The 21,781-nt window shown below is 63.9% G+C and carries 19 protein-coding genes and 1 pseudogene; 7 read left to right on the top strand and 13 right to left on the bottom strand.

Annotated features, from left to right (window positions below):
- Positions 1-8 precede the first annotated feature (8 nt).
- The 11 genes and pseudogenes from ABGN05_RS14380 to ABGN05_RS14330 form a co-directional block, all read right to left on the bottom strand.
- Entirely contained in the window at positions 9-1,166 is a 1,158-nt protein-coding gene (locus tag ABGN05_RS14380; protein WP_367954721.1) for a thiolase family protein, read from the bottom strand.
- The gene (locus ABGN05_RS14375; RefSeq protein WP_367954720.1) at positions 1,163-2,371 is read right to left on the bottom strand and encodes a CaiB/BaiF CoA transferase family protein; all 1,209 of its coding nucleotides are present in this window, start codon (positions 2,369-2,371) and stop codon (positions 1,163-1,165) included. The genes ABGN05_RS14380 and ABGN05_RS14375 overlap by 4 nt, the downstream gene beginning before the upstream one ends.
- Positions 2,368-3,552 carry a CoA transferase gene (locus ABGN05_RS14370; RefSeq protein ID WP_367954719.1) on the bottom strand — a complete coding sequence of 395 codons (1,185 nt, stop codon included), beginning with the start codon at positions 3,550-3,552 and terminating at the stop codon, positions 2,368-2,370. The genes ABGN05_RS14375 and ABGN05_RS14370 overlap by 4 nt, the downstream gene beginning before the upstream one ends.
- The gene (locus tag ABGN05_RS14365; RefSeq protein ID WP_367954718.1) at positions 3,552-4,859 is read right to left on the bottom strand and encodes a TRAP transporter large permease; all 1,308 of its coding nucleotides are present in this window, start codon (positions 4,857-4,859) and stop codon (positions 3,552-3,554) included. Before ABGN05_RS14365 ends, ABGN05_RS14370 begins: the two co-directional genes overlap by 1 nt.
- Positions 4,852-5,397, bottom strand: a complete 546-nt coding sequence (locus ABGN05_RS14360) for a TRAP transporter small permease subunit (RefSeq protein WP_367954717.1) — start codon at positions 5,395-5,397, stop codon at positions 4,852-4,854. The genes ABGN05_RS14365 and ABGN05_RS14360 overlap by 8 nt, the downstream gene beginning before the upstream one ends.
- Before the next feature lie 63 nt (positions 5,398-5,460).
- Positions 5,461-6,486 carry a TRAP transporter substrate-binding protein DctP gene (dctP, locus tag ABGN05_RS14355; RefSeq protein ID WP_367954716.1) on the bottom strand — a complete coding sequence of 342 codons (1,026 nt, stop codon included), beginning with the start codon at positions 6,484-6,486 and terminating at the stop codon, positions 5,461-5,463.
- Positions 6,487-6,612: 126 nt separating this feature from the next.
- The gene (locus ABGN05_RS14350; RefSeq protein WP_367954715.1) at positions 6,613-7,662 is read right to left on the bottom strand and encodes an aminopeptidase; all 1,050 of its coding nucleotides are present in this window, start codon (positions 7,660-7,662) and stop codon (positions 6,613-6,615) included.
- A 655-nt stretch (positions 7,663-8,317) separates the two neighbouring features.
- Positions 8,318-8,911, bottom strand: coding sequence for a hypothetical protein (locus ABGN05_RS14345; RefSeq protein ID WP_367954714.1), 594 nt, complete (start codon positions 8,909-8,911; stop codon positions 8,318-8,320).
- Positions 8,908-9,681 carry an alpha/beta fold hydrolase gene (locus tag ABGN05_RS14340; RefSeq protein WP_367954713.1) on the bottom strand — a complete coding sequence of 258 codons (774 nt, stop codon included), beginning with the start codon at positions 9,679-9,681 and terminating at the stop codon, positions 8,908-8,910. Before ABGN05_RS14340 ends, ABGN05_RS14345 begins: the two co-directional genes overlap by 4 nt.
- 267 nt (positions 9,682-9,948) lie before the next feature.
- Positions 9,949-10,708: pseudogene (locus ABGN05_RS14335) on the bottom strand (IS5 family transposase); the annotation flags it as partial.
- Between the two features lie 101 nt (positions 10,709-10,809).
- The gene (locus ABGN05_RS14330) at positions 10,810-11,469 is read right to left on the bottom strand and encodes a TetR/AcrR family transcriptional regulator (RefSeq protein WP_367954712.1); all 660 of its coding nucleotides are present in this window, start codon (positions 11,467-11,469) and stop codon (positions 10,810-10,812) included.
- A gap of 130 nt (positions 11,470-11,599) precedes the next feature.
- Between ABGN05_RS14330 and ABGN05_RS14325 the strand changes: the two genes are divergently transcribed.
- The 6 genes from ABGN05_RS14325 (at position 11,600) to ABGN05_RS14300 (ending at position 17,859) form a co-directional block, all read left to right on the top strand.
- Complete coding sequence (locus ABGN05_RS14325) at positions 11,600-12,505, top strand: shikimate dehydrogenase (protein ID WP_367954711.1); 906 nt, start codon at positions 11,600-11,602, stop codon at positions 12,503-12,505.
- Positions 12,506-12,665: 160 nt separating this feature from the next.
- Positions 12,666-13,652 carry a TRAP transporter substrate-binding protein DctP gene (gene dctP / locus ABGN05_RS14320; protein ID WP_367954710.1) on the top strand — a complete coding sequence of 329 codons (987 nt, stop codon included), beginning with the start codon at positions 12,666-12,668 and terminating at the stop codon, positions 13,650-13,652.
- A 66-nt stretch (positions 13,653-13,718) separates the two neighbouring features.
- Positions 13,719-14,237, top strand: coding sequence for a TRAP transporter small permease (locus ABGN05_RS14315; RefSeq protein ID WP_367954709.1), 519 nt, complete (start codon positions 13,719-13,721; stop codon positions 14,235-14,237).
- On the top strand, positions 14,234-15,535 hold the full coding sequence (locus tag ABGN05_RS14310; RefSeq protein WP_367954708.1) for a TRAP transporter large permease: 1,302 nt from the start codon (positions 14,234-14,236) through the stop codon (positions 15,533-15,535). Before ABGN05_RS14315 ends, ABGN05_RS14310 begins: the two co-directional genes overlap by 4 nt.
- 3 nt (positions 15,536-15,538) lie before the next feature.
- The gene (locus tag ABGN05_RS14305) at positions 15,539-15,979 is read left to right on the top strand and encodes a type II 3-dehydroquinate dehydratase (protein ID WP_367954707.1); all 441 of its coding nucleotides are present in this window, start codon (positions 15,539-15,541) and stop codon (positions 15,977-15,979) included.
- Positions 15,976-17,859 (top strand): bifunctional sugar phosphate isomerase/epimerase/4-hydroxyphenylpyruvate dioxygenase family protein, encoded by a 1,884-nt coding sequence (locus ABGN05_RS14300; RefSeq protein ID WP_367954706.1) that lies wholly within the window; start codon positions 15,976-15,978, stop codon positions 17,857-17,859. The genes ABGN05_RS14305 and ABGN05_RS14300 overlap by 4 nt, the downstream gene beginning before the upstream one ends.
- Positions 17,860-18,376: 517 nt before the next feature.
- Here ABGN05_RS14300 and ABGN05_RS14295 read toward each other — a convergent pair.
- Positions 18,377-18,841 (bottom strand): hypothetical protein, encoded by a 465-nt coding sequence (locus tag ABGN05_RS14295; RefSeq protein ID WP_367954705.1) that lies wholly within the window; start codon positions 18,839-18,841, stop codon positions 18,377-18,379.
- Between the two features lie 58 nt (positions 18,842-18,899).
- Entirely contained in the window at positions 18,900-19,382 is a 483-nt protein-coding gene (locus ABGN05_RS14290; protein ID WP_367954704.1) for an Hsp20 family protein, read from the bottom strand.
- Between the two features lie 611 nt (positions 19,383-19,993).
- Here ABGN05_RS14290 and ABGN05_RS14285 point away from each other — a divergent pair.
- Positions 19,994-21,418, top strand: coding sequence for an adenylate/guanylate cyclase domain-containing protein (locus tag ABGN05_RS14285; RefSeq protein ID WP_367954703.1), 1,425 nt, complete (start codon positions 19,994-19,996; stop codon positions 21,416-21,418).
- The last annotated feature ends 363 nt before the right edge of the window (positions 21,419-21,781 follow it).

The raw sequence follows: 21,781 nt of genomic DNA, 5'->3' as shown, positions 1-21,781 counted from the left end.
AGCTCTCCTCAAACGCCGTAGATGATCGAAACGGCCTTGCCGGCAACATCGGAGGTGTAGTGTACGCGCCGGCAATCGGCGATCTGGCGGTCTCCGCATTCGCCGCGCGCCTGGCGCACGCATTCGATCTGATGGTTCCAGCCCTGCATGTAGGATTCCGAGAGATGGCCGCCGCTGGTATTGGTGGGCAGCCTGCCGGACAGCCCGATGCCCTGCTCGCGCATGAACTTTCCGGATTCGCCAACCCCACAATAGCCGTAGCCCTCGAGGGCCAGCGGGACATGGACCGAAAAGCTGTCGTAGACCTGCAGGACGTCAATGTCGGTCGGATCGAGCCCGGTGCCGCCGAAGATCTGCTCGGCGACGGCCTGCTGGGCGGGCCGGTAGAAATCGGTGAGGCGCGGCTCGAGGCTGGTCGCCCCGGCGTTGAGATCGTAACGCCCGACCGCCTCGATGAAGACCGGCCTCGGCGACAGCCTTTTCGCCAGCCCCGCCTCGGCGATGATCAGCGCGACGCCGCCATCGTTGATCAGGCAGTAATCAAACAACCGCAGCGGCTCGGTGATGTAGGGCGCGGCCATATAGTCTTCGAGGCTGATCGGCTTGCGCTGGATGGCGTTCGGGTTACGCGACGAGCCCTCGCGCTGCGCCACGGCGACATGGCCGAGGTCGCGTTCGGTGATGCCGTTGAGTTCGGCGTAGCGCCTGAACATCAGCGCGTAGAGCGCTCCCTGCGAGGTCATGCCCCACGGCGCATGATAGATATAGGAGAGGAAGGCATCGCCGCCCATCGCCTGCGGCCCGCCATATTGTGTGCCGACCGAGCGCTGGTCGTTGCCGTAAGTCAGCGCTACTACGTCGGCGCGGCCGGTTTCGATCGCCATGCAGGCCTGGACCACCGAGAGGACCGCGTCGGCCTGGTCGCCCCAGCGGACATTCATGGCCAGCACCTCGGCCATCCGCTCATAGGCGGTGGTCGGGCCGACGATCAGCCCGTCGATCTGGTCCCGGGTCATGCCGGCGTCAGCCAGTGCGTTGCGGAAGGCGCTGGCGGCGTAGCCATAGCAGTCGTCGGGACGTTCGCCGGCGCGCACCCGGTGCCAGTCCGAAACCCAGTCGCTGTGGCCGACGCCGACCACAGCAGCCACGCGATCTCGAGTGCTCATTTGAAGACTCCACGGGTTTCGAGCTCAGCAATCTCGGCCTGCGAGCGGCCGACCAGTTCGCCGAGAACCTCGCTCGTATGTTCGCCCAGCAGGGGCGGGCGCGACAGTTCGACCCGCTCGCCATCGATTCGGTAAGGCGGCGAAGCGTAGAGGCTGTTGCCTAGTTCGGGATGCTCGACGCGCTGCCAGTAGCTGCGGGCGCGCAGTTGCGGATCGTCTTCGACCAGACTTCGCGCACTGGCGACGCGTGCAGCCGGTATTCCCACCGCGCGCAGCTGCTCCGCTGCCTCGTCGGCGGTGCGCGATGCCAGCCAGGACTCCACCACCGCGTCGAGTTCGCCGCACGCGGCGACCCGCAGAGCCGCGGTGGCGTAGCGACCGTCGTCGGCAAGGCCGAGAAGCCCCGCAAGGGCGCGCCATTGTGCATCGCCGGGCACCGCCACCGCGCACCACTCGTCGTCGCCGGCGCAGCGGTAGATGCCATGCGGTGCCATCGCCTCCGATGCGTTGCCGATCTGCGGCCGGTCTGCACCCTCCAGGGCGCTGGCGACGACAGCCGATCCGATGAAGTTGATAGTCGATTCGACCTGCGACAGGTCGATCTTCATGCCCTCGCCGGTGAGCCTTCTACGACGCAGTGCAGCCAGCACGGCGAAGGCCGCGTGATAGGGATTGGCGGCATGATCCGGATAATGCGTGCCGGGGCCGACCGGATCGTCCTTACGATATGCCGTCGACCACATCAGGCCGGTAACCGCGCTGATGGTCATGCCGACGCCGAGCAGTTCGGAGCGCGGACCGTCCTCGCCATACATCGGCATGGAGAGGTAGACGATGTCGGGCTTGACGGCCCGCACGGACTCGTAGTCGAGGCCGATTCGGTCCATGGCGCCAGGCCCGAAATTGTTGGAAATGACGTCTGAGCGGCGGATGATGTCGAAGGCAAGCGCCCTACCCTCCTTCGACTTGAGATCGAGCACGACGCTCTTCTTGCCGGTGTTGCGCGATGCGAAATAGCCGCTGCGGTTGACCCCAAACCGGCGGTCCTTGAACGGTCCGCCGGTACGCACCGAATCCAGCCGCGTCGCGCTTTCGATCTTGATGACGTCGGCGCCGAAATCCGAGAAGATCTTGGTGCAGAAAGGTCCGGCGCCGGCCCAGGTCAGGTCGGCGAAGCGTACGCCCTTGAGGAACTGCGGCTTCATGGCGCGACCCCCGCGATGGTTTTGCCGTGTTCACCCAGCCGCGGCGCGACGCCGGCGCGCCAGACCTGCGGCGTCGTGCGGTAGGGCGCTCCAGGAAAGCGGATGTAGCCGTCGCCGTCGACGCGCATTTGCGTGAAGAATTCGCGGTAGGCCAATTGCGGATCGTCGAAGATGTCCGAGACACGACTGACCGGGCCGAGCACTATGCGTCGGGCAATCGCCTCCCGCGTAAGGGTCTCGCGGTCGATGTCCACAACGAAATCGGTGAAGATGGCGCGGAACGCATCGCGCGCTTCTCTTGTCAGCCGCCATTCGCGGTCCTGCCAGCGCGGTTCGGAAAGGCGCTCGCCGGACGGATGCTCGTTGTCCTTCATGTAGCCCACCAGCGCGCGGAACGAGGCGCCGAGCGCCAGCGGCGCCGCCAAAAAGACGAATCCGTCGGCGCACGGAAAGATGTCCTCGGTGGCGTCGCGCGTGCCGATGCCGCCGCGGATCGAAATGCGCTGCTCCAGGTCCCAGACCTGGATCGCGTTCTGCAGCGAATGCGCGATGCACTCCTGCGCCGAGACGTCGATCAGATGACCTGCGCCAGTGGTCTCGCTGTCGACCAGCGCGATCGCGGTCACCGTGGCCGCGTAGACGGAAGCGACCATGGTCGCTTGGTCGAAGGGCAGGCTGAGCGGCGCGTCCTCGATGCGTCCCGACATCCAGGCGATGCCGCCGGCGGCCTGAAGCGTCAGGTCGCTGGCTGGGGCGTCGGCGAGCGGCCCGGTCATGCCGAAGGGCGAGATCGCGGTGATCACGGCGCCCGCCGCCATCGCCTGCAATTCGCCGATGCGGTCGTAGAACGGGCCGTCACGCTCGACAAGGATGATCTGTGCCCCGCCCGCCAGTCGTGACAGGGCGATCCGGCGATCTTCGTCATCGAGATCGATCTCGACGCTGCGCTTGCCAGCATTGAGGAACAGGAAGCGCGCCCGCGCGCCGGGTATGCCATCGGCGACCAGGCGTCGGTCGGCAAGGCCGCCCGGGGGCTCGACGCGGACGACCTCGGCGCCGAAATCAGCGAACAGCCGTCCGGCATAGGCGCCGAGCGCATGGGTCATGTCGAGGACGCGAATGCCGGCATACGGAGGGCTGAGGACCGTCTCGGCGATAGATGATCGGGAATGTGGTTCCATTACATGAGGCTCGGCAGATAGAGGGCGACCTGCGGAAACAGCAGCATGATCGCGAGCATGACGAAGGAGGCGACGATGAAGGGGGTCAGAGCCGTGAAGATTTCCTCCAGGCTGACCAGGTTGCCAGCGGCCCCCTTGACCACGAAACAGTTGATGCCGACCGGCGGCGTGATGGCGCCAATCTCGGCGAGGACGATGACGTAGACGCCGAACCACAGCGGATCGAAACCGAGGCCGATCATCACCGGATGCGTGATCGGCAGCGATATCGCGAGCAGCGACGGGGCGTCCATAAGCATGCCAAGAACCAGATAGAGGACGGTGACGATGGCCACCACGGTCCACACCCGGAAGCCTCCGTCGATGAGGACGCTCTGGATGGCGCCGGACACGCCGCTCAGGGCGAGGAAGCGCGCGAACAGCAGTCCGCCGATGATGATGGAAAAGATCATCGCGGTCAGTACGACGGTGTCGAGCAGGGTGCGGCCCAGTTCGATGCCGCCGAACCCGCGCTGCCGCACGACCGCCATGACGAAAGTGACGAGGGCGCCGATGCCGCCGGCCTCGGTCGGCGTGAAGACCCCGCCATAAAGGCCGCCGAGCATGATGACGATGACCAGGAACAACGGCCCGACCATGCGCAGCGACCACAGCCGTTCGCGCCAACTGTAGAGACGGTCGTCGGCCGGAGCCTTCTCCGGATCGACCAGGGCGACGATCAAGATGGTGGCAGCGATGATCGCCGCGAAGATGATGCCGGGCACGATGCCGGCTATCAGAAGCTTGCCGATCGAGGAGTTTGTCAGGATGCCGTAGACGACCATCAGCGCGCTCGGCGGGATGAGCACCGCCAGTGTTCCGGCGACGGCGATCGAGGCCGCGGCGAAGCCTCGGTCGTAGCCGCGATTGATCATTTCCGGGAGGGCCAGCTTGGTGAACAGCGTCGCCGTTCCGACGCTCGAGCCGGAGGCAGCGCCGAACGCCGCCGCCGCTCCGGTGCTGGCCAGCGCCAGGCCGCCGGGCAGTCGTCCCAGCCATTTGGTGCAGGCGTCGAAGAGGTCGCCACCGATGCCGGCGCGCATGGCGAAGAAGCCCATCAGCAAGAACATCGGGATGACGCTGAAATGGAAGCTGCTGACTACCGAATAGTAAATCGTCCCGAGGATCGAGATGGCGCCCGCGAAATTGCTGAGCAGGATCAGGCCAACGAAACCGACGCCCGTCAGCGCCACCATGATCGGCGCACCGAACAGGATTGATGCGAGCAGGAAAAAGACTCCGGCGAATCCAATGCTGAGACTAGACATTACCGTGCAGCTCCGCGTTCTCTTCGTCGTGGTCCCGGAAATCGGGAATGAGCGCGAAGCCGAGCGCGTCGAGCAGAAACTGGATAGTGATCAGCAGGGTGCCGAGGCTCACTGCCATCTTGGCCGGCCAGACGGCAAACTGGATCGTGGCGCCCCAGATCTGTTCGTTCATCCGGAACGAGCGGAGCGCGTACTGGAAGGTGCCATAGGTCACTGCTGCGAACAGGAGCAGGCCGACCACTGCCCACAGCAGATGCAGCCAGCGGCGGGAACCGGACGACAGCCGCGAGGTCAGGAACACGGTGCTGACATGCTCGCGCTTGAGCAGGGTGAAGGCGAAGGGCAGCATGATCGCGCCGACCAGCAGTTCCTGGGTAATCTCAAGCGCCGCCGGCAGCGGCCAGTTGAACAGCTTGCGGGTCAGCGCGTTGGCGTCGATCACGCACATGATGGCGAAGGTCAGGATGCCCGCGAGAAGTGCAAACGCCCACAATATCCTGCCGTAGTAGCCATAGATCCTGAGGAATGTGTCGTGCACGAGCGGCCCTCCCGACCTGGCAGAAATGGCGGACGCGACCCGAATCGCGCCCGCCCAACTCAATCAGTTGTTGATTTCGTTGACGACGCGCTCGGCGTCGGCGGCCGGCATGCCGGCGGCGATGGCACGATCCTTCCAGCTGTCGCGGACGGCCTGAACCTTCGGGCTGCCGAGCGTCGCCTTGAGGAATTCGTCGGCCGGAAACTTGATGATCTCGACGCTGCCGTCGGCGGTCCATTGCGCCTTGAGTTCGTCTTCCTTGGCGCGGAACAGCTTGAGCAATTCGGTCAGGTGATCGCCCTTGAGCGAGTCGATGACCTTCTTCTCGGAGTCCGTCAGCGAAGCGTACTTGTCGGTGTTCATTACAATGATGTGGCCCCACGAAGCGCCCATCGGAACGTCGATGAAGTACTTGGCGACTTCGTTGAGCTTGAAGGCGTCGACCAGTGCGATATCGGCAGCCGAGCAGTCCAGAATGTTGTTGCTCATCGCCTCATAGGCCTCGACGTCGGGCATGCCGACCGAAACCGCGCCAAGCGCCTCGAGCATGGCGGGCAGAGCGACGCCATAGGAGCGAACACGCTTGCCCTTGAAGTCCTCTAGCGTGCGGATCGGCTTGTTGCAGATCAGGCCGTAGGGGGGGAGCGGCCGCACGGCAATCAGCTTCAGCTTGTACTTCGCCAGTTCATCGCCGAAAGCAGGAATTTCCTCATGCCATTTGAGCATCAGTTCGCCGAGCTGCTGCTGGCTCTTCGGCTGGGGCCAGAAGAACGGAATGGCATTGTTGATGACGAACTGGTCGGGGAAGTAGGGGGTGACCAAGTTGCCCATATCGATGACGCCGTTCTCTACGGCGCTCGGAATTTCGCCGACGGTGGCGAGCACGCCACCAAAGTTGATGTCGATCTTTAGCTCGCCGTTGGAGCGCTTAGCGGTCTCGTCTACTGCCCATTGCGCGGCAGCCGCATACATCGAGCAGCATTGAGGCAGATGCTCGCCCCATTTCAGCACCGTCTCTGCGTTTGCCGTCGCGGTCATTCCGCTGCACGCGGCAAGCGCCAGTGCAAAGTTCCTAATCGTCCGAAGCATTCCGTATCCTCCCAGTCGGTCCAGCGCAACAAGGGTAGAGTCCAGATGCCGCGCTTGCGCATTCGCGGTCCGGTCCGTCGCGGCAGGTTGGTCGCGCCGCGACGTGCGTTCTGCTATCGGCAGGCATCAGCCATTGCCCTCGATCGGCCGCAGGAAGCGACCATCCTCCATGCGCACGTCGCCGTCGACGTAGAGTGTCGGCTCGAGGATCACGCCGTCCATGTGAATCTTGGACCGGATCGAACCGCCGACATCGATATTGGTGCCGAGGCCGAAATGCATAGCGCCATAGACGTTCTTGTCCTCGCGCTGAACGCCGCGGATCAGGGCCTTGGCATTGACGCCGATCGAGGCCTCGGCCGGGCACATATAGGCGTTCTCGTCGCCATACTCGACGAGATAGTCGCGCAGGACGCGGGCAGAGGCGCCGCCTTCGATCCTTATGACGCGGCCGTTCTCGACATGCAGTTCGATCGGATCCTCAAGCCGCCCGATATGGTGCATGGTCAGGTCGATCACCAGCTTGCCGTTCGCGGTTCCCTCGATCGGGGCGACGTTGAATTCGCCGGTGGGGAACAGGTAATAGTAGAGATTGCCGCCCTTGCGGTTCTCGTCCTTGTCGAAGTCGACGATCTTGTAGGGGTCGAAATTCTTGCCAGGCAAAGGCGGTACGAAAATGCGGTCGTCGACGCGGTATGTGAAGTCGGTGCCGTAGCGCGACGTAACGCGGCATTCCTTCGCGTCGGCGCCGAAAATATCCTTGGCGACATAGTGCTTGCGCACCATAACCTGCTTCATATCCTCGGTAACGGCGCCTGACTGGAACCATTCGAGCGTCATTCCGCCATCCATGCAGATTGACGGGATACGCGCTTCCATGGCGCGGAAACTCGCAGGCGAGTGAAGCATGCCGGTCGAGGCGAGCAGAATGTTGACGTCCGACTTCATCATTGCCTCGCAGACGGCGGACGGCGGATCGTAATAGTCGGCCGGGCGTCGCTCGAACAGCGCGACGGTCACCTCAGCGCCGATCTCCTGCAAGATGCTCATCACGGCCTGCCAGACACGCGGGTCGTGCGCCGTGTCGGTCAGCACGAGCGCGCGGTCGCCGGACTGGATGTTCCGGATCAGCGGCCGGCGGAGATACTCCATGCTCCCAGTCATGAGTGCTGACATGCATTTCCTCCTTTTGCCCGGGCGGTCGAGGTTTAGACCGGGGCTTCGTCATAAGGGCAGCTTTTCACGCAGATTGGAAAAGGTCAACATGTGTCGACACTTTGGTGGGAGAAAATTGGAACGGCCCTTTCCTTCGGCGGAGTTTCATACCGACAGTTCGCGGCAAGAGTGACGGACCAATCGATTTGCGCGCGGTCGAGAGATCAACTCTCGCATGTTGGGGCGCCGGCTTTCCCCTGAAACGACATCTCTTCGGTGAGGAGCGCCTGGACCGAGCTAAGTTTCGACCCTTGACGCCACTCCCATACGTAAAGATAAGGACCTATATTGTGTCGACATTAATTCGATGGCGGTGAGGCCGATTTCCAGCGGACGGCATTCATAGGACTCGGCGCCATGGCCGAACCGCTGCCTGCGGCTGGCTTCGGCATGCTTCATTCCCCGACGATCGCCCGCATTGCCTCAGCCGAAGGGTCGAACGTGGTCATGCTCCAACTGGCCAGCGGAAGGCTTTTTGCTGGCCGGTACACCATGCACCGCCGCCGCACGGCCTTCTCTTCACCGAGCATGATGCCAATCCGGGTGCGCTCTCTAACCACCGGATCGAGACATTTCTTCGCCGGCGATGGCACTCGCCGTCGACCAGAGCGCCGGCTCAGCCGCGGTAGGGTCGGTAGCTTGCCGCCATATCGATGCGCCGCGCGCACGGACCGAACACCTCCAGATCGAGTTCGGGAACGTGGATACCGCCGAATTCGACAAGCGCCAGCATGAAACCGGGTTCGGGCCCAACGCCTTCAAACACCCGCCAGGTCCGGCAGGTGCTGCGGCCTGCGAAGTTGGCCTCGAGCCCGCCGGCGATGGCCGCAGCGTCGAAGGACGTCGTCCCGCGAAACTTGAGGATCAGCAGCCGAGGCGCCTCGCCTGTCGGCCCGACTGGTCCGCCGACCTGCTGCGCCGTGATCCGGACAGGTTGCGATAGGGCCGTGACACGCCGGGTCCAGGGGCTAAAATTAGCGCCTGACACAGCAAGATAGGCCGATGATTCGAGGACCCCGAGATCGCGGAGATCGTAAAGCGCCGCATATTGCGGGCCATCGCCGAGCGAAGTGAAGCGCCGTGCCGATACGAAACCGGGTAGGGACGCGCGCTCCGGCAGATGCTCGCTATCGTACCAGGCATTTAGTTCCTCCTCGAGCGAGGGCGCGGGATCGACCAGCACGAGCAGCAAACCGTTCTTAGGATTCATCGCTCCCCCTCCGCCAGCTCACCGATGAAGGTGCTGAGCGATGCGGAAAGGCGGGCTCCGCATTCGATCTGCATCATGTGCGGCGCGCCGGCGAGTATCTCCAGCCGGCTGCCGGGAATCGCCGCCGCTAGCGCACGCTTGGCTTCTAGCGGCGTCGCCTCGTCGAGTTCGCCGGCAAGAAGCAGTGCCGGCGCGCGAATCGCTTCAAGTTCTGCGAGCGCGTCGTGCTCGGACACCGCTTCCCAGGTCGCGGCCCAATTCGCAGGTGAATCCGCGAGCAACCGCGCACGCACATCAGCGACCGCTTCTGTCGACAGATAATCCGGCGTGAACCAGCGCGACAGAGTCCCGTCGACCACCGATTTCATGCCGCCACTCTCCGCGTCCGCGCCACGCTTCAGAATCGCGGAACGCGCGGTCTGCGGAATGACGCCAGGGCAGGCGGCAAGCACCAGGGCCGACACCAGATCGGGCCGCCGGCAGGCCAGGTTCTGCGCTACCATGCCGCCAAAGGAGATGCCCACAATGGCTGCGGGTCCGGCCTCGAATTCACCCATAAGCCGCACTATGTCATCGACATGCGTCTCCATGCGGCCCGGACGGTAGGCATCGGGCGATTTGCCGTGGCCGCGAAAGTCGATGGTCACGACCCGATTCCTCTGAGCAAGTGCATCGGGGATGGCACCCCAGAACCGCGAATCTAGGCCGACCGGATGGAGCAGCAGCAGAAGCGGGCCGGTCCCGGTGATTTGATAGTGAAGGCCGGACACTCGGATACTCCTGGTGGGGGGCGTTCAAGCAAGACGCCACGTAGAGTTCGATGGCGACTATGTCGACACTAGTAGTCAGTCCTCCTGGCGTAAAGCCCTGACGTAATCGACGTCGTCATCGCGAAACGGCGGTCGATTCGAGAAAGTCGGTGGGATGGTGTCCCATGTTCTCCAATCGCCTTGGCCAAGCTTGATCTTTCTGCCTTCATCATGCGCGCCGGGACCTTGGGTTCTCTCATCAGTCGTCGCAACGAGGGCTGGGTTATATCGAAGTGGTGCGAGATAGTTGTCGTCGTGCTTTTCGTAGCGCGTTGCGATGGCGCGGCAGTGTTTGATGCGGTTGAAGAAGCGCTCGACGACGTTTCGGAAGCGGTAGAGCCAGCGACTGAAGGGCGGCTTCTGACGCCGGTAGGACACCGGCTTGGCGCAGAGCCACCCGCCTTGGGCCTTCATCTGCCGACGCAATGCGTCACTGTCGTAGGCCGCATCCGCCAACAGCGCCTGGCCCGAACCGATCCCGCTCAGCATGTCGGCGGCGCTGCGTCCATCATGGGCCTGTCCGGCGGTGAGCTTCAGCTTCACCGGCAGGCCGGCCGCATCGACGAGAGCGTGGATCTTGGTGGTCAATCCTCCTCGCGAACGCCCCATGCAGACGGTGCCGGATCGTGCCAGGCCGGCGGTCTCGGCACCCCCTTTTTTGGCCGCCGGACGTTGCTGGCGTGTTGGTGGACCTTGATGGATGAGGAATCGACGGATTGCAGGTCACCGTCGTAAGCGGTCGAGACCGCCTCGAAGATGCGGCCCCAAACGCCCAGCTTGCGCCAGCGCACAAAGCGATTGTAGCACGTGGTTCCGGGCCGTAGCGCTCCGGGATATCGGTCCAGGGCGATCCCGTCCTCAAACGCCAGTAGATGCCGTTCAGCACCCTGCGATCATCGACCCGCGGCACGCCACGCGGCTTGTTGGGAAGCAGCGGTTCGATGACCGACCATTCGAAATCGGTCAGTTCGTAGCGGCGTTGAGACATGCCAAACTCCTTTCGGAGCTTGAATCATCCTTCGCCGCGAACCGCTACCCGTTTATGAGTTGGTGTCCTACCGCGATCCCACCAAGCGACCGACACGTTCTTCACCGCGAGACGAAACGAAGCACCATCTCGACGGTGCTCTCGCGGAGCTTCGCCTGCTCGTTCGGCGCCCCCATGTCGCGGCCGAAGATGCTGGAGAAGGTCGCCCGATTGGAGACGTTGAAGAAGCACAGGGCGCTGACCTGCCAGTGAAGTTCGAGCGGATCCAATCCCGGCCGGAAATCGCCTGAATTGACTCCGCGGCGATAGATGGAGGCAATGTTGTCGATCGCCGTGACATTCAGTCCCCGTATGACGTCGGACCGCTCTAGGTACTGGCCATGATGGATGTTCTCGATCATCACCATGCGGATGAAATCCTCATGCTCGTGGTGGTGGTCGAAGGTGAATTCCACCAGCCGCCGCAGGGCCTCCGGCGGGGGCAGGCCTTCGGTCTCCAGCTTCGCCTCGCCCTCCCGCACCGTACGATAGGCGTTCTCCAGCGCCTCAAGGTAGAGACCCTCCTTGTCGCCGAAATAGTAGTAGATCATCCGTTTTGAGGACTTCGTCCGCGCGGCGATCTCGTCGATGCGCGCTCCCGACAGGCCGTTCATGGCGAATTCGCGCAGCGCCGTATCCAGGATGTCGCGCCGCGTCCCGTCTGGATCCTGCGGTCGCTTCGGCGGCGGTCGGTCCTTTCGGCTCGGTTTCGGATCGGACATGGACTCCCCATCGGCGGCGCATGGCGTTGACAAACTAACTGTTTCGTACATAGTGCCATGCAGGCTGGATCCCATTTACCGGGTCGAGCCGAACGAAGACAAGCCGTCTGCGGGCGGCCCGGGAGGAACGATGCCGGGGAATGCCGCGATCGCGAAGGCGATCGAAGGACTGATGCGAGGCCGCATGGCGGTACCCGGCGCCCGTCCGGACGTGCTGGTGGGTCTTGCCGGCCGCGGCATCCAGTTGTCGCGGTCTCCAGACATGCATGAACGCGAGGCGGCGCGACTGGGCCTTTCCTGCGCCTATGTCCTGATCGACTTCGACGCGATCGGACTGGCAGACGATGACCTGCGCGCCGCAATCGACGCGGCGGCGCTGTTCGGCTTCCACGGCCTCAACATCACCTACCCGTTCAAGCAGAGCGTCATGCCGCTTCTCGACGTGATCGACGCGGACGCCACTGCGATCGGCGCGGTCAATACCGTGGTGTTCGGGCAGCGGCGTACCGGTCACAACACCGACTGCTGGGGTTACGCAGAGAGCTTCCGTGCCGCGATGTCGGGTGCGGCGCTCGGCCATGTGGTGTTGGTCGGCGCGGGCGGCGCCGGATCCGCGGTCTCCTACGCGCTGGTGGCGCTCGGCGCGCGCCGCATCTCGATAGTGGATGCCGACGTCTCCCGGGCACGGACCCTCGCCGCGCGTCTCGGGGGCGCCGGCATCTCCGCGCTCGCCGTCGCCGACATCGGGACCGCACTGGCCGACGCCGACGGCGTCGTCAACACCACCCCCGTCGGTATGGCGAAGTTCCCCGGAACGCCGTTCGACACGCGGCATCTTCATTCGTCGCAGTGGGTGTCGGACGTCATCTATTTTCCGCAGGAGACAGAGCTCCTGCGGCAGGCGCAGGCTCTGGGTTGTCGCACCCTGCCCGGAATCGGCATGGCCATCGGGCAGGCCGCGCGCGCCTTCGAACTCTTCACCGGGCGCGCCGCGGACCTTTCGGCCATGGAGAGACACTTCGAGGCGGCGGCATGACGACGCGCGTGGCACCACCGCCCTTCTCGGCTCCCGCACTGGAAGCCCGGCACATCTGCCCGCGTACGAAGAATCTCGCATGCCCGCGTTCCGCAAAGCTGCCGGAAAGGGTCGAGGCGAGGATCACCGCTTTTTGACGATCAACCAGGGAGGAAGACCTATGAATATCATGACCAACCGCAGAACGTTTCTTGCCGGCGCCGCCGCGATCGGCGCTACCGCAGCCATTCCGGTGTTTGCGCAGGACAAGCCGAAGCTGCGCTTCTCGGCGGTCTTCTCGGAGCAGGACATCCGCGCCGAGATGATGAAGATGTTCTCCGACGCGATCGCCAACGACTTCGCGTTCGAAGGCTACTATGGCGGCAACCTGTTCAAGCAGGGAACCGAGCTCGTGGCCCTTCAGCGGGGCAACCTGGAGATGGGCAACATCGCCCCGCAGGATATCTCCAAGCAGATACCGGCCTGGTCGATCCTTACCGCCGGCTACCTCTTCCGCGACGCGGCGCACCTCAAGGCCTTCTTCGCCTCGGATGCCGGTGCGGAGATGAAGCAGATGACCGAAGACCAGCTCGGCGTGAAGGTGCTCGGCCCGACTTATTTCGGCGTGCGCCAGGTCGGCCTGAAGGTCGACAAGGAGATCAAGACGCCGGCCGACATGGCGGGCATCAAGCTGCGCATGCCCGGCGGCGACGCTTGGCAGTTCCTCGGCGAGGCGCTCGGGGCGAATCCCACTCCGATGGCCTATGCAGAGGTCTATACCGGCCTGCAGACCGGGGCGATCGACGGACAGGACAACCCGCTCCCGAACGTCGAGAACATGAAGTTCTACGAGGTGATGAGCCAGATCGTGCTGACCTCGCACCTCGTCGGCTACGACCTGCTCTCCGTTTCCAAGAAGGTGTGGGACGACATGGGCGCGGAGAAGCAGGCGACGTTCCAGGCCGCCGCCGACAAGGCCATCGACTTCTCTACCGAGAAGCACCTCGCCCGCGAGAAGGAACTGGCGGAAAGTTTCAAGTCCAAGGGCCTGAATATCTACGAGCCGGACGTCGCCGCCTTCCGCAAGCACGTGCAGGACAAGTATCTCGCTTCCGAACAGGCCAAGGCGTGGCCTGCCGGCATGGTCGACAAGATAAACGCCCTCTGAGGTTCGACGCGGCCGCCGCCGCCGGAAGCAGATCTTCCGGCGGCACTTTCTCCGGAGGATGACCTGATGGCCAGCGGATGGGCGCCCCTCGGCGCATGGCTCTACCGGAGGGCCGAAAACCTGCTCGCGGCGATGCTCGTTGCGATGTTCGCTGCCTTCCTGCTCCAGATCACGTTCCGCTACGTTCTCAACCTGCCGATCGGCTGGACCAACGAGATCAGCGTCGTCCTGTGGATCTGGATCGTGCTCTTCGGCGCGGCCTTCGTCGTGCGCGAGGAGGAGGAGATCCGCTTCGACCTGATCTATGGCGGGGTCGGGCCCCGCACGCGGCGCGCAATGACGCTGGTATCGGCCGCGGCACTGATCGTGCTCTATGGCATGTCGTTCCCGGCCGTCCTCGATTACGTCACCTTCATGAAGGTCGAGAGCACCGCCTATCTCAAGATACGCTTCGACTGGCTTTTCTCGATCTACATCGTCTTCGTCGTGGCCAGCATTCTCCGCTATCTCTGGCTCGGCTTCCACGCGCTCAGAGGCGATGAAACCGACCGGCTCGACCCGACGAAGGCGAGTTCCGGCGTATGAACCTGGCCAGCCCCTTCTCGCTGTCGCTGATCGCCATCACGGCGCTCGCCTTGCTCGGCCTGCCGATCGGCCATTCGATGATCGCGGGCTCGATCCTCTACCTCGCGCTCGCGGGCCTCGACATGGGAACGGCTGCGGAGCAGTTCCTCAACGGGATGTATTCCAACTATATCATCCTGGCCGTGCCGCTGTTCATCCTCGCAGCGGAGCTGATGAACATCGGCTCGATGACCGACCGGCTGATGACCTTCTGCAACGCGGTCGTCGGCCGGTTCCGCGGCGGGCTGGCGCACGTCAACATCCTGCAGTCGATCATCTTCGCCGGCATGTCGGGCTCGGCCATCGCCGACGCCGCCGGCACTGGGAAGATGATGCAGTTGCTGATGACCAAGGACGGAAAGTATCCGGCGAGCTATGCCGCCGCACTGACCGCCGCAACCGCCGTGATCGGACCGATCATCCCGCCCTCGATCCCGATGGTGATCTACGCACTCGTTTCGGACGCTTCGATCGGCTACCTGTTCCTGGCAGGCGTCGTTCCCGGCCTGTTGATGGCCTTCGCCCAGATGGTGATCGTGGTCTTCGACGCGCGGCGGAAGGGGTTTCCGGTCGAACGGCCAACGCCGCTGCGCGAACTGCCGCGCGTGACCTGGCGCGCGCTGCCCACCCTCATGATGCCCGTCGTGCTTCTGGGCGGCATCTATTCGGGGGCGACCACGCCGACCGAGGCTGCGGCCATCGCGGCCGCCTATGCCCTGTTGATCTCGGTGGTGCTCTACCGAAGCGTCAGCTTCGGCGAGTTCTACCGCTCGGTGCTCAATAGCGCCCGAACCACCGCCTCCATCGGCATGCTGATCGCCGGCGCGCTGGTCTTCAACTACGTCGTGACGGTGGAGAACATTCCGCAGTCCCTCGCCGTCCTGCTGCGGGCTTGGGACCTGTCGCCGACCGGATTCCTGATCCTGGTCAACGTCGTGCTGCTGCTGCTGGGCTGCCTCCTGGAAGGCACCACAATCCTGCTGGTCATCATTCCCGTATTGATCCCGACGGCACAGGCGCTCGGCGTCGACATGGTGCATTTCGGGGTGATGGTCGTCGTCAACATCATGATCGGCCTGATCACGCCGCCCTACGGCCTCCTGCTCTTCATCATGACCCGCATCGCCGAAGTGCCGCTGCGCGATCTGGTGCGGGACACGATGCCGTTCCTGATGTCGATGCTGGTCGCGCTCGCACTCATCACCTTCGTGCCGGACCTCGTGCTCTGGCTGCCTCGCCTCCTCGGATACCAGGGATAGACCATGAAGCCGATCTACGTCCTCAACGGGCCGAACCTCAACCGTCTCGGCAAGCGCGAACCGGAGATATACGGCACGACGACGCTGGGCCAGATCGAGGCGATGTGCCGGGAGGCAGCCGCGGATCGGCCGATCCGTTTTCTTCAGACGAACGCGGAGCACCAGCTGGTCGACTGGGTGCACGAGGCCATCGACGAGGGCGCAGGCATCGTCATCAATCCCGCCGGCCTGTCCTTCCGCTCCATTCCGCTGCTCGATGCGCTGAAGATGTTTTCCGGGCCGATCATCGAGCTGCACATCTCCAACATCCACCGCCGCGAGGAGATCTACCATCATTCGCTGGTCTCGAAGGCAGCCACGGCGGTCATCGCCGGGCTCGGCCCGCGGGGCTATCCGGTTGCGGTGCGGGCGCTGGTCGACATGATCGAAGGCGGCGGACCTTGAAAACCTCGATCGCCACCGTCTCGATCAGCGGCGACCTGCGCGAGAAGCTGGCGGCGATCGCCGCGGCCGGCTTCGATGGCGTCGAAATCTTCGAGAACGATTTCCTCGCCTTCGACGGCACGCCAGCCGAGGTCGGCCGCATGGTCCGCGACCATGGCCTCGAAATCACGTTGTTCCAGCCGTTTCGCGATTTCGAGGGAATGCCGGAGCCGCACCGCACGCGGACCTTCGATCGCGCCGAGCGCAAGTTCGACCTGATGGCGGAACTCGGTACGGACCTGATGCTGGTCTGCTCGAACGTGTCGCCGCTGTCGCTCGGCGGCATCGACCGCGCGGCGGCTGATTTTCGCGAGCTCGGAGAACGGGCGGCCAGGCGGGGGATGCGTGTCGGCTACGAGGCGCTCGCCTGGGGACGGCACGTGAGCGACCACCGCGACGCCTGGGAGATCGTGCGACGCGCCGACCACCCGAACATCGGGCTCATCCTGGATTCCTTCCATACCCTGGCGAAGAAAATCGATCCTGACACGATCCGAGCGATACCCGGCGACCGGATCTTCATCGTCCAGCTCGCCGACGCGCCCCGCATCGACATGGACCTGCTCTACTGGTCCCGCCACTTCCGCAGCATGCCCGGCGAGGGCGACCTGGCCGTGACGGACTTCATGCGGGCCGTTGCGGCGACGGGCTATGACGGGCCGCTGTCGCTCGAAATCTTTAACGACCAGTTTCGCGGCGGCTCGCCGCGGTCGATCTCGGTCGATGGGCGGCGGTCGCTGATCTACCTGATGGACCAGGTTGCCCGGCTGGAGCCGGCTATGGCCATCGAGGTCCCGGACATCCCGGACCGCATCGAGGCGCAGGGCGTGGAGTTCGTCGAGTTCGCCGCCGACGAGCAGGAGGCAGAGGAGCTGGGCAGGCTGTTCGAGGCGATGGGCTTCGCCGCGGTCGCCCGTCACCGCAACAAGGAGGTCACGCTCTACCGCCAGGGCGGCATCAACCTCGTCGTCAACACCGAGCGCGACGGCTTCGCCCACTCCTCCTATATCGTCCACGGCACGTCGGCCTATGCGATCGGCTTGCGTGTCGCGGACGCGGTCGCGACAGTTGAGCGTGCCCGCGCGCTGGGCGCGGAGACCTTCGAACAGCGCCACGGGCCGGGTGAACTCGCCATCCCCGCCATCAGGGGCGTCGGCGGCGGCGTGATCTACTTTATCGACGGGCGGACGGCGCACGTGTGGGACGTCGAGTTCGAGCCGCTCGCACCAGCGCCGCACGGGTCCGCGAGGCTGTCGCGCATCGACCACATCGCGCAGACGATGAACTACGAGGAGATGCTGACCTGGCTGCTCTTCTACACATCGATCTTCAGGACGCGGAAATCGCCCATGGTCGACGTCGTCGACCCGTCCGGCCTTGTGCGCAGCCAGGTCATCGAGAGCGATGACGGTGCGTTGCGGCTTACCCTCAACGGGGCCGAGAACCGCAAGACTTTGGCCGGCCATTTCATCGCGGAAACCTTCGGGTCGAGCGTGCAGCACCTCGCCTTCGCAACCGATGACATCTTCGCCACCGCGGCGCGACTGCGCGAGAACGGCTTCATGCCGCTGAAGATATCGCCGAACTACTTCGACGACCTGGAGGCCCGCCTCGGTCTCGCTCCGGAGCAGACGGAGCGGCTGCGCGCGTTCGACATCCTCTACGACCGCGACGAGACCGGCGAGTTCTTTCAGTTCTACAGTCAGAACTTTGGCGAGGGCTTCTTCTTCGAGATCGTCGAGCGGCGGGGCCCCTATCGCGGCTACGGCGGACCGAACGCTCCGTTCCGCATCGCCGCGCAGAAACGTACGACGCGGCCAAGAGGAATGCCTAGGATCTGACACTTCGGTTTACGCAAAATGCGAACTGCACGCTCGACCTGTTCCTTCGTACGCAGCCTCGCCAACTGATCTTCCGACGGGTCTGGGGCCGACAGCGGACGGTTTGGTCTTGGATCTCCTCGACGGATAGCTGACGAACCGGAGCAATATTCGAGGTCGGTAAAAAGGCCAGGCGTCTGCGGTCGAAGCGGTCATCCGCAGTCTCTCGCATGACCGCTCGATATCAGGTCTCTCGTGGGCAACGCGGCAAGAGCAGGCAAATGCTCGAGCCGGTGCGGCGGTGGTCGCATGAGAATACCTTCCAACCCTGAGCGTCGGAAATTTCCTTCACGATGGCGAGACCGCTGCCGGTTCCTGCCTCATTCGTCCGGTCACGCTCGAGTCGGTGCCCGCGGGCAAGTGCCTGATCGAAGTTTGTACCGCGTAGGCCTTCCCGCCGGCCGCACGGCCCTTCGCCTTCACTTTCGGCAGTCCGCAATTATCTGCGGTCTACCTCGCGTGCAGTCACTACCTGATCTCAGGCCGCTGCGCGCAGGCGGACACCTCTATTGCTATACTCGCTGCAGGCCCGGACGAAAGACATCTTGACCGGGAGTGCCGCCAAAGCTGGGCAGGGCGGAGGGTCGTCATCATCGTCCTTCCCCTGCAGTCGGTTCATGCCGCGCGGCCGGCGAGGCTGCATCCTTTGGCGAACGACAGCCAGCGCCCAGCGCGACTCCCGCGCCTGAAGCGGCTCCGGTTCATCGAGAGATTTCAGCGCTTGAATGATATCTCTGACATCGACGACCGCGCCGCTATCGAGCTGGCGCAGCGCAGGCGCTCCTTCAACCGCTCTTGCGTCGGAAGCCCACGAAGCGAGGACGGCGCGCTTTTCCGCCTTCGTCAGGTGAGGATGGTTGAGAATGTCGTCCAGATGCGCAGCGAGACCCGACATCTGGCGCGCACATCGATTCCCGTCCGGGACATGAAGTTCGTTTTCCATCTCCGATCTCCGCTGTCGCCGCCTCCCCGGAAGAAGGCGGCTGCAGTCCAGGGAACAGTCAGGCGGCGTTCTTCTGCCGCTCCGGCTCGTGATCGATCTGCTTGCGCTGGCTGTCCTGCTTCAGGGTGCCAACGGACGCGCCGATCTCGATCTTGCGCGGCTTCATCTCCTCGGGGACCTCCCTCACGAGGTCGACCGAAAGCAGGCCGTTCTCCAGATGCGCGGCCGCCACCTTTACGTGGTCCGCGAGCTTGAACGTCTGCTTGAAGTTCCGGAGCGCGAGGCCTTGGTGAAGGACCTGCCGTTCGTCCTGTTCGACCATCTTCTGGCCCGTCACCAGGAGCTCTGGGCCGTGCTGCGTCAGTTCGATCTCCTCAGGACCGAAGCCGGCGACCGCCATGGAGATGCGATACTCGTTGTCGCTCTTCTTCTCGATGTTGTAGGGCGGCCAGTCGGGGCGCGCACTGTTGTCGAGCATATCGAAGAGGCGGTCGAAACCTACCGTGGCGCGGTAGAAGGGTGCGAAGTCGATAGTTCTCATAGCCATATCCTCCTTGAAGCAACATGGGTACAAGGGCACCGGGCACTTGCGGTGCCTGTTCTGTCGAGCCTCCTTGGCCTCGACGGAAATCGATTTGGGAACGGGAAAAATTCCGTTCAAGATGCCGCCCCAAAATTTTTCCTTGGCGCTGCCAGCGGTCCTGATCGGCGGGCAACCGGGGCGTGGCAACCTCTGATGCCACAGGCCGGTGGAACCGTCGGCATGGCGCTGCGCACGGCCGACAGTGACGGCGCCTACCATGGGCGCGTCGCACTATCAGCGACGTGCTGCCGCACAATACCTGGTACTGCCCTCCGGTCCTTGTCGGAAGATTCGTAGGAGGGTCCGCCGCACTGGGTCATGGCCTTCCTGGCCCCGCGCTCCTTCATAGGCGGGAAAAAGATCTGTGCATGCTGGCTGCACCGGTCCAGGGATGAAGGTCGCCCGAAGTTTTGACCCGCCATGCGGTCACCCTGGTTCCACATGCCAAGCGAGACGATACCATCTCAGCCAAGCTACGACAGGCATGACATTCACGTGCGTCACACGGCTTAGTCCGGTTGCTTCGGCGCTGATACTCAGCGGCTGGGGATGGCGAAGTTCAGTCCGAGATGTTCGCGGCCATCCCGCTTTCGATGCAGCAGGAAGCTCCGGCTCTCCCGGGTTCTGGCCGAAACGTTTGGCGGATCCCACGAGCTCACCTGCGTCTTCCGACGCGACCCACTGATCTCCGCAACGGGCAGCTTGACCAACGCCGGCCGACGATGGAGAAATTGGCCCTTGCAGGTCGCGGAGACGCATCGATGCGTTGGGTCCCGAACATCGCGTTCGGCACCAAGGGCTACCCGGAAAAGGTCGCTCGTCGGCTGCGCGCCATGAACATCGCGGCTTGGATTTGTGCAGCACAGGCGGGATATTTTGCGATCCTGCGCATGCTCGATCCAGCGCCCGGGATGTTCACGCGCGGGCTGACGAACGCCGGCATCGCCGCCGCATTCGCCGCGCTGCCGTTGTTGCACCGGTTAAGCCCGCTGGCTGCCCCGTTGGTGTTTCTCGCATTTGCCTACTGGGCCATCTTCCGCTCTGCCTACCAGATCGGCACCGGTGGCGGCAGCGACATGTTCTATTTGACCGCGACGGCGCTCTTTGTGCTGCTGATCGGCACCGAGCATATCGTGCTTGCCGCCCTCGCCGGCGCTGTTGCGGCCGGCCTGCTCATCATGCTGCGCCTTGTCGCGCCCTACGACACGGGGCTGGTCTCGCCAGAAGTCCAGTTCTGGGGCAGTTTCGTCACAAGCGCGGTCATCAACACGGTACTGCTCTTCACGGTGATGGTCTATGTACTGCGGCAACTCGCGAGCGCCGAGGCGACAGCGGAGCGCGAGTTCCAGCGATCGGAATCGCTGCTTCTCTCCATCTTGCCGGCCCCAATCGCCGCTCGCCTCAAGGACAACGGCGTCGTCGCCGACCGATTCGACGACGCCTCGGTGCTGTTCGCCGATATGGCCGGCTTCACTACGCTCACCGGCGACTTTTCGCCGGACGAGCTGGTCGCCTTCCTCAACCGAACCTATTCCGAATTCGACCTGCTGGTCGAACGACACGGGCTGGAGAAGATCAAGACGACGGGCGACGCATATATGGTGGTCAGCGGCGTGCCAGCAGCGCGGGGCGACCATGCAGAGGCGCTGGCCGACTTCGCCCTGGCCATGCGAGACGCGGCGCAAAACCTGCGCGACCCCCTCGGACGTGCCGTGCCGATGCGTATCGGTATCGCCGGCGGCCCCGTCGTGGCCGGCGTCGTCGGCACGAAGAAGATCTTCTGCGACGTCTGGGGCGACGCGGTGAACCTCGCCGCGCGAATGGAAACGACCGGCGAAGCAGGCCGCATCCAAGTGCCGAAGGCGATGGCCGCGCGGCTCGATCAGTACTTCCGCCTCGAGCCGCGGGGGGCGGTCGACATCAAGGGCAAGGGGCGGATGCTGACCTGGTTCCTGGTCGGCCGGCGCGACGTCAGGCAGGCTGGGCCGACTTAGAGCTCGTTGCAGGAATTGCGCGGCGGACGCGACCGTTGGCAAGATCGAGGTGACAGAGCCGGAGCAGGAATGAAGGACCGCAGCGGAGGGATGCATGATCGTAGGCAAGGAATGCACCACGGCGGAATGATGCACGGCGGCGCGGGAATGCGGATGATGCGAAATTCGCGAATTCTCCCATCCACAAGATCCCACCGAAGCAAAGTAGCCCTGGCTGGGCCCGAGTAGCCCTGGGTTGGTCCTCCGCCACCCCCGGTAACCTTGGTAACTTGGTAACTGGGGTAGCCCAACCTGTTGAGTTTGTTCATGTCGAGAAGGTTACCGACCATTGGAGCAGCGGTAACCTTGGTAACCTGTTCCCTG

Origin of the sequence: Aquibium pacificum (assembly GCF_040839445.1) — a bacterium.
GTDB classification, from domain to species: Bacteria; Pseudomonadota; Alphaproteobacteria; order Rhizobiales; family Rhizobiaceae; genus Aquibium; species Aquibium pacificus.
The sequence above is the reverse complement of the archived record's forward strand: the minus strand, read 5'-3'. Positions and strand labels throughout refer to the sequence as shown.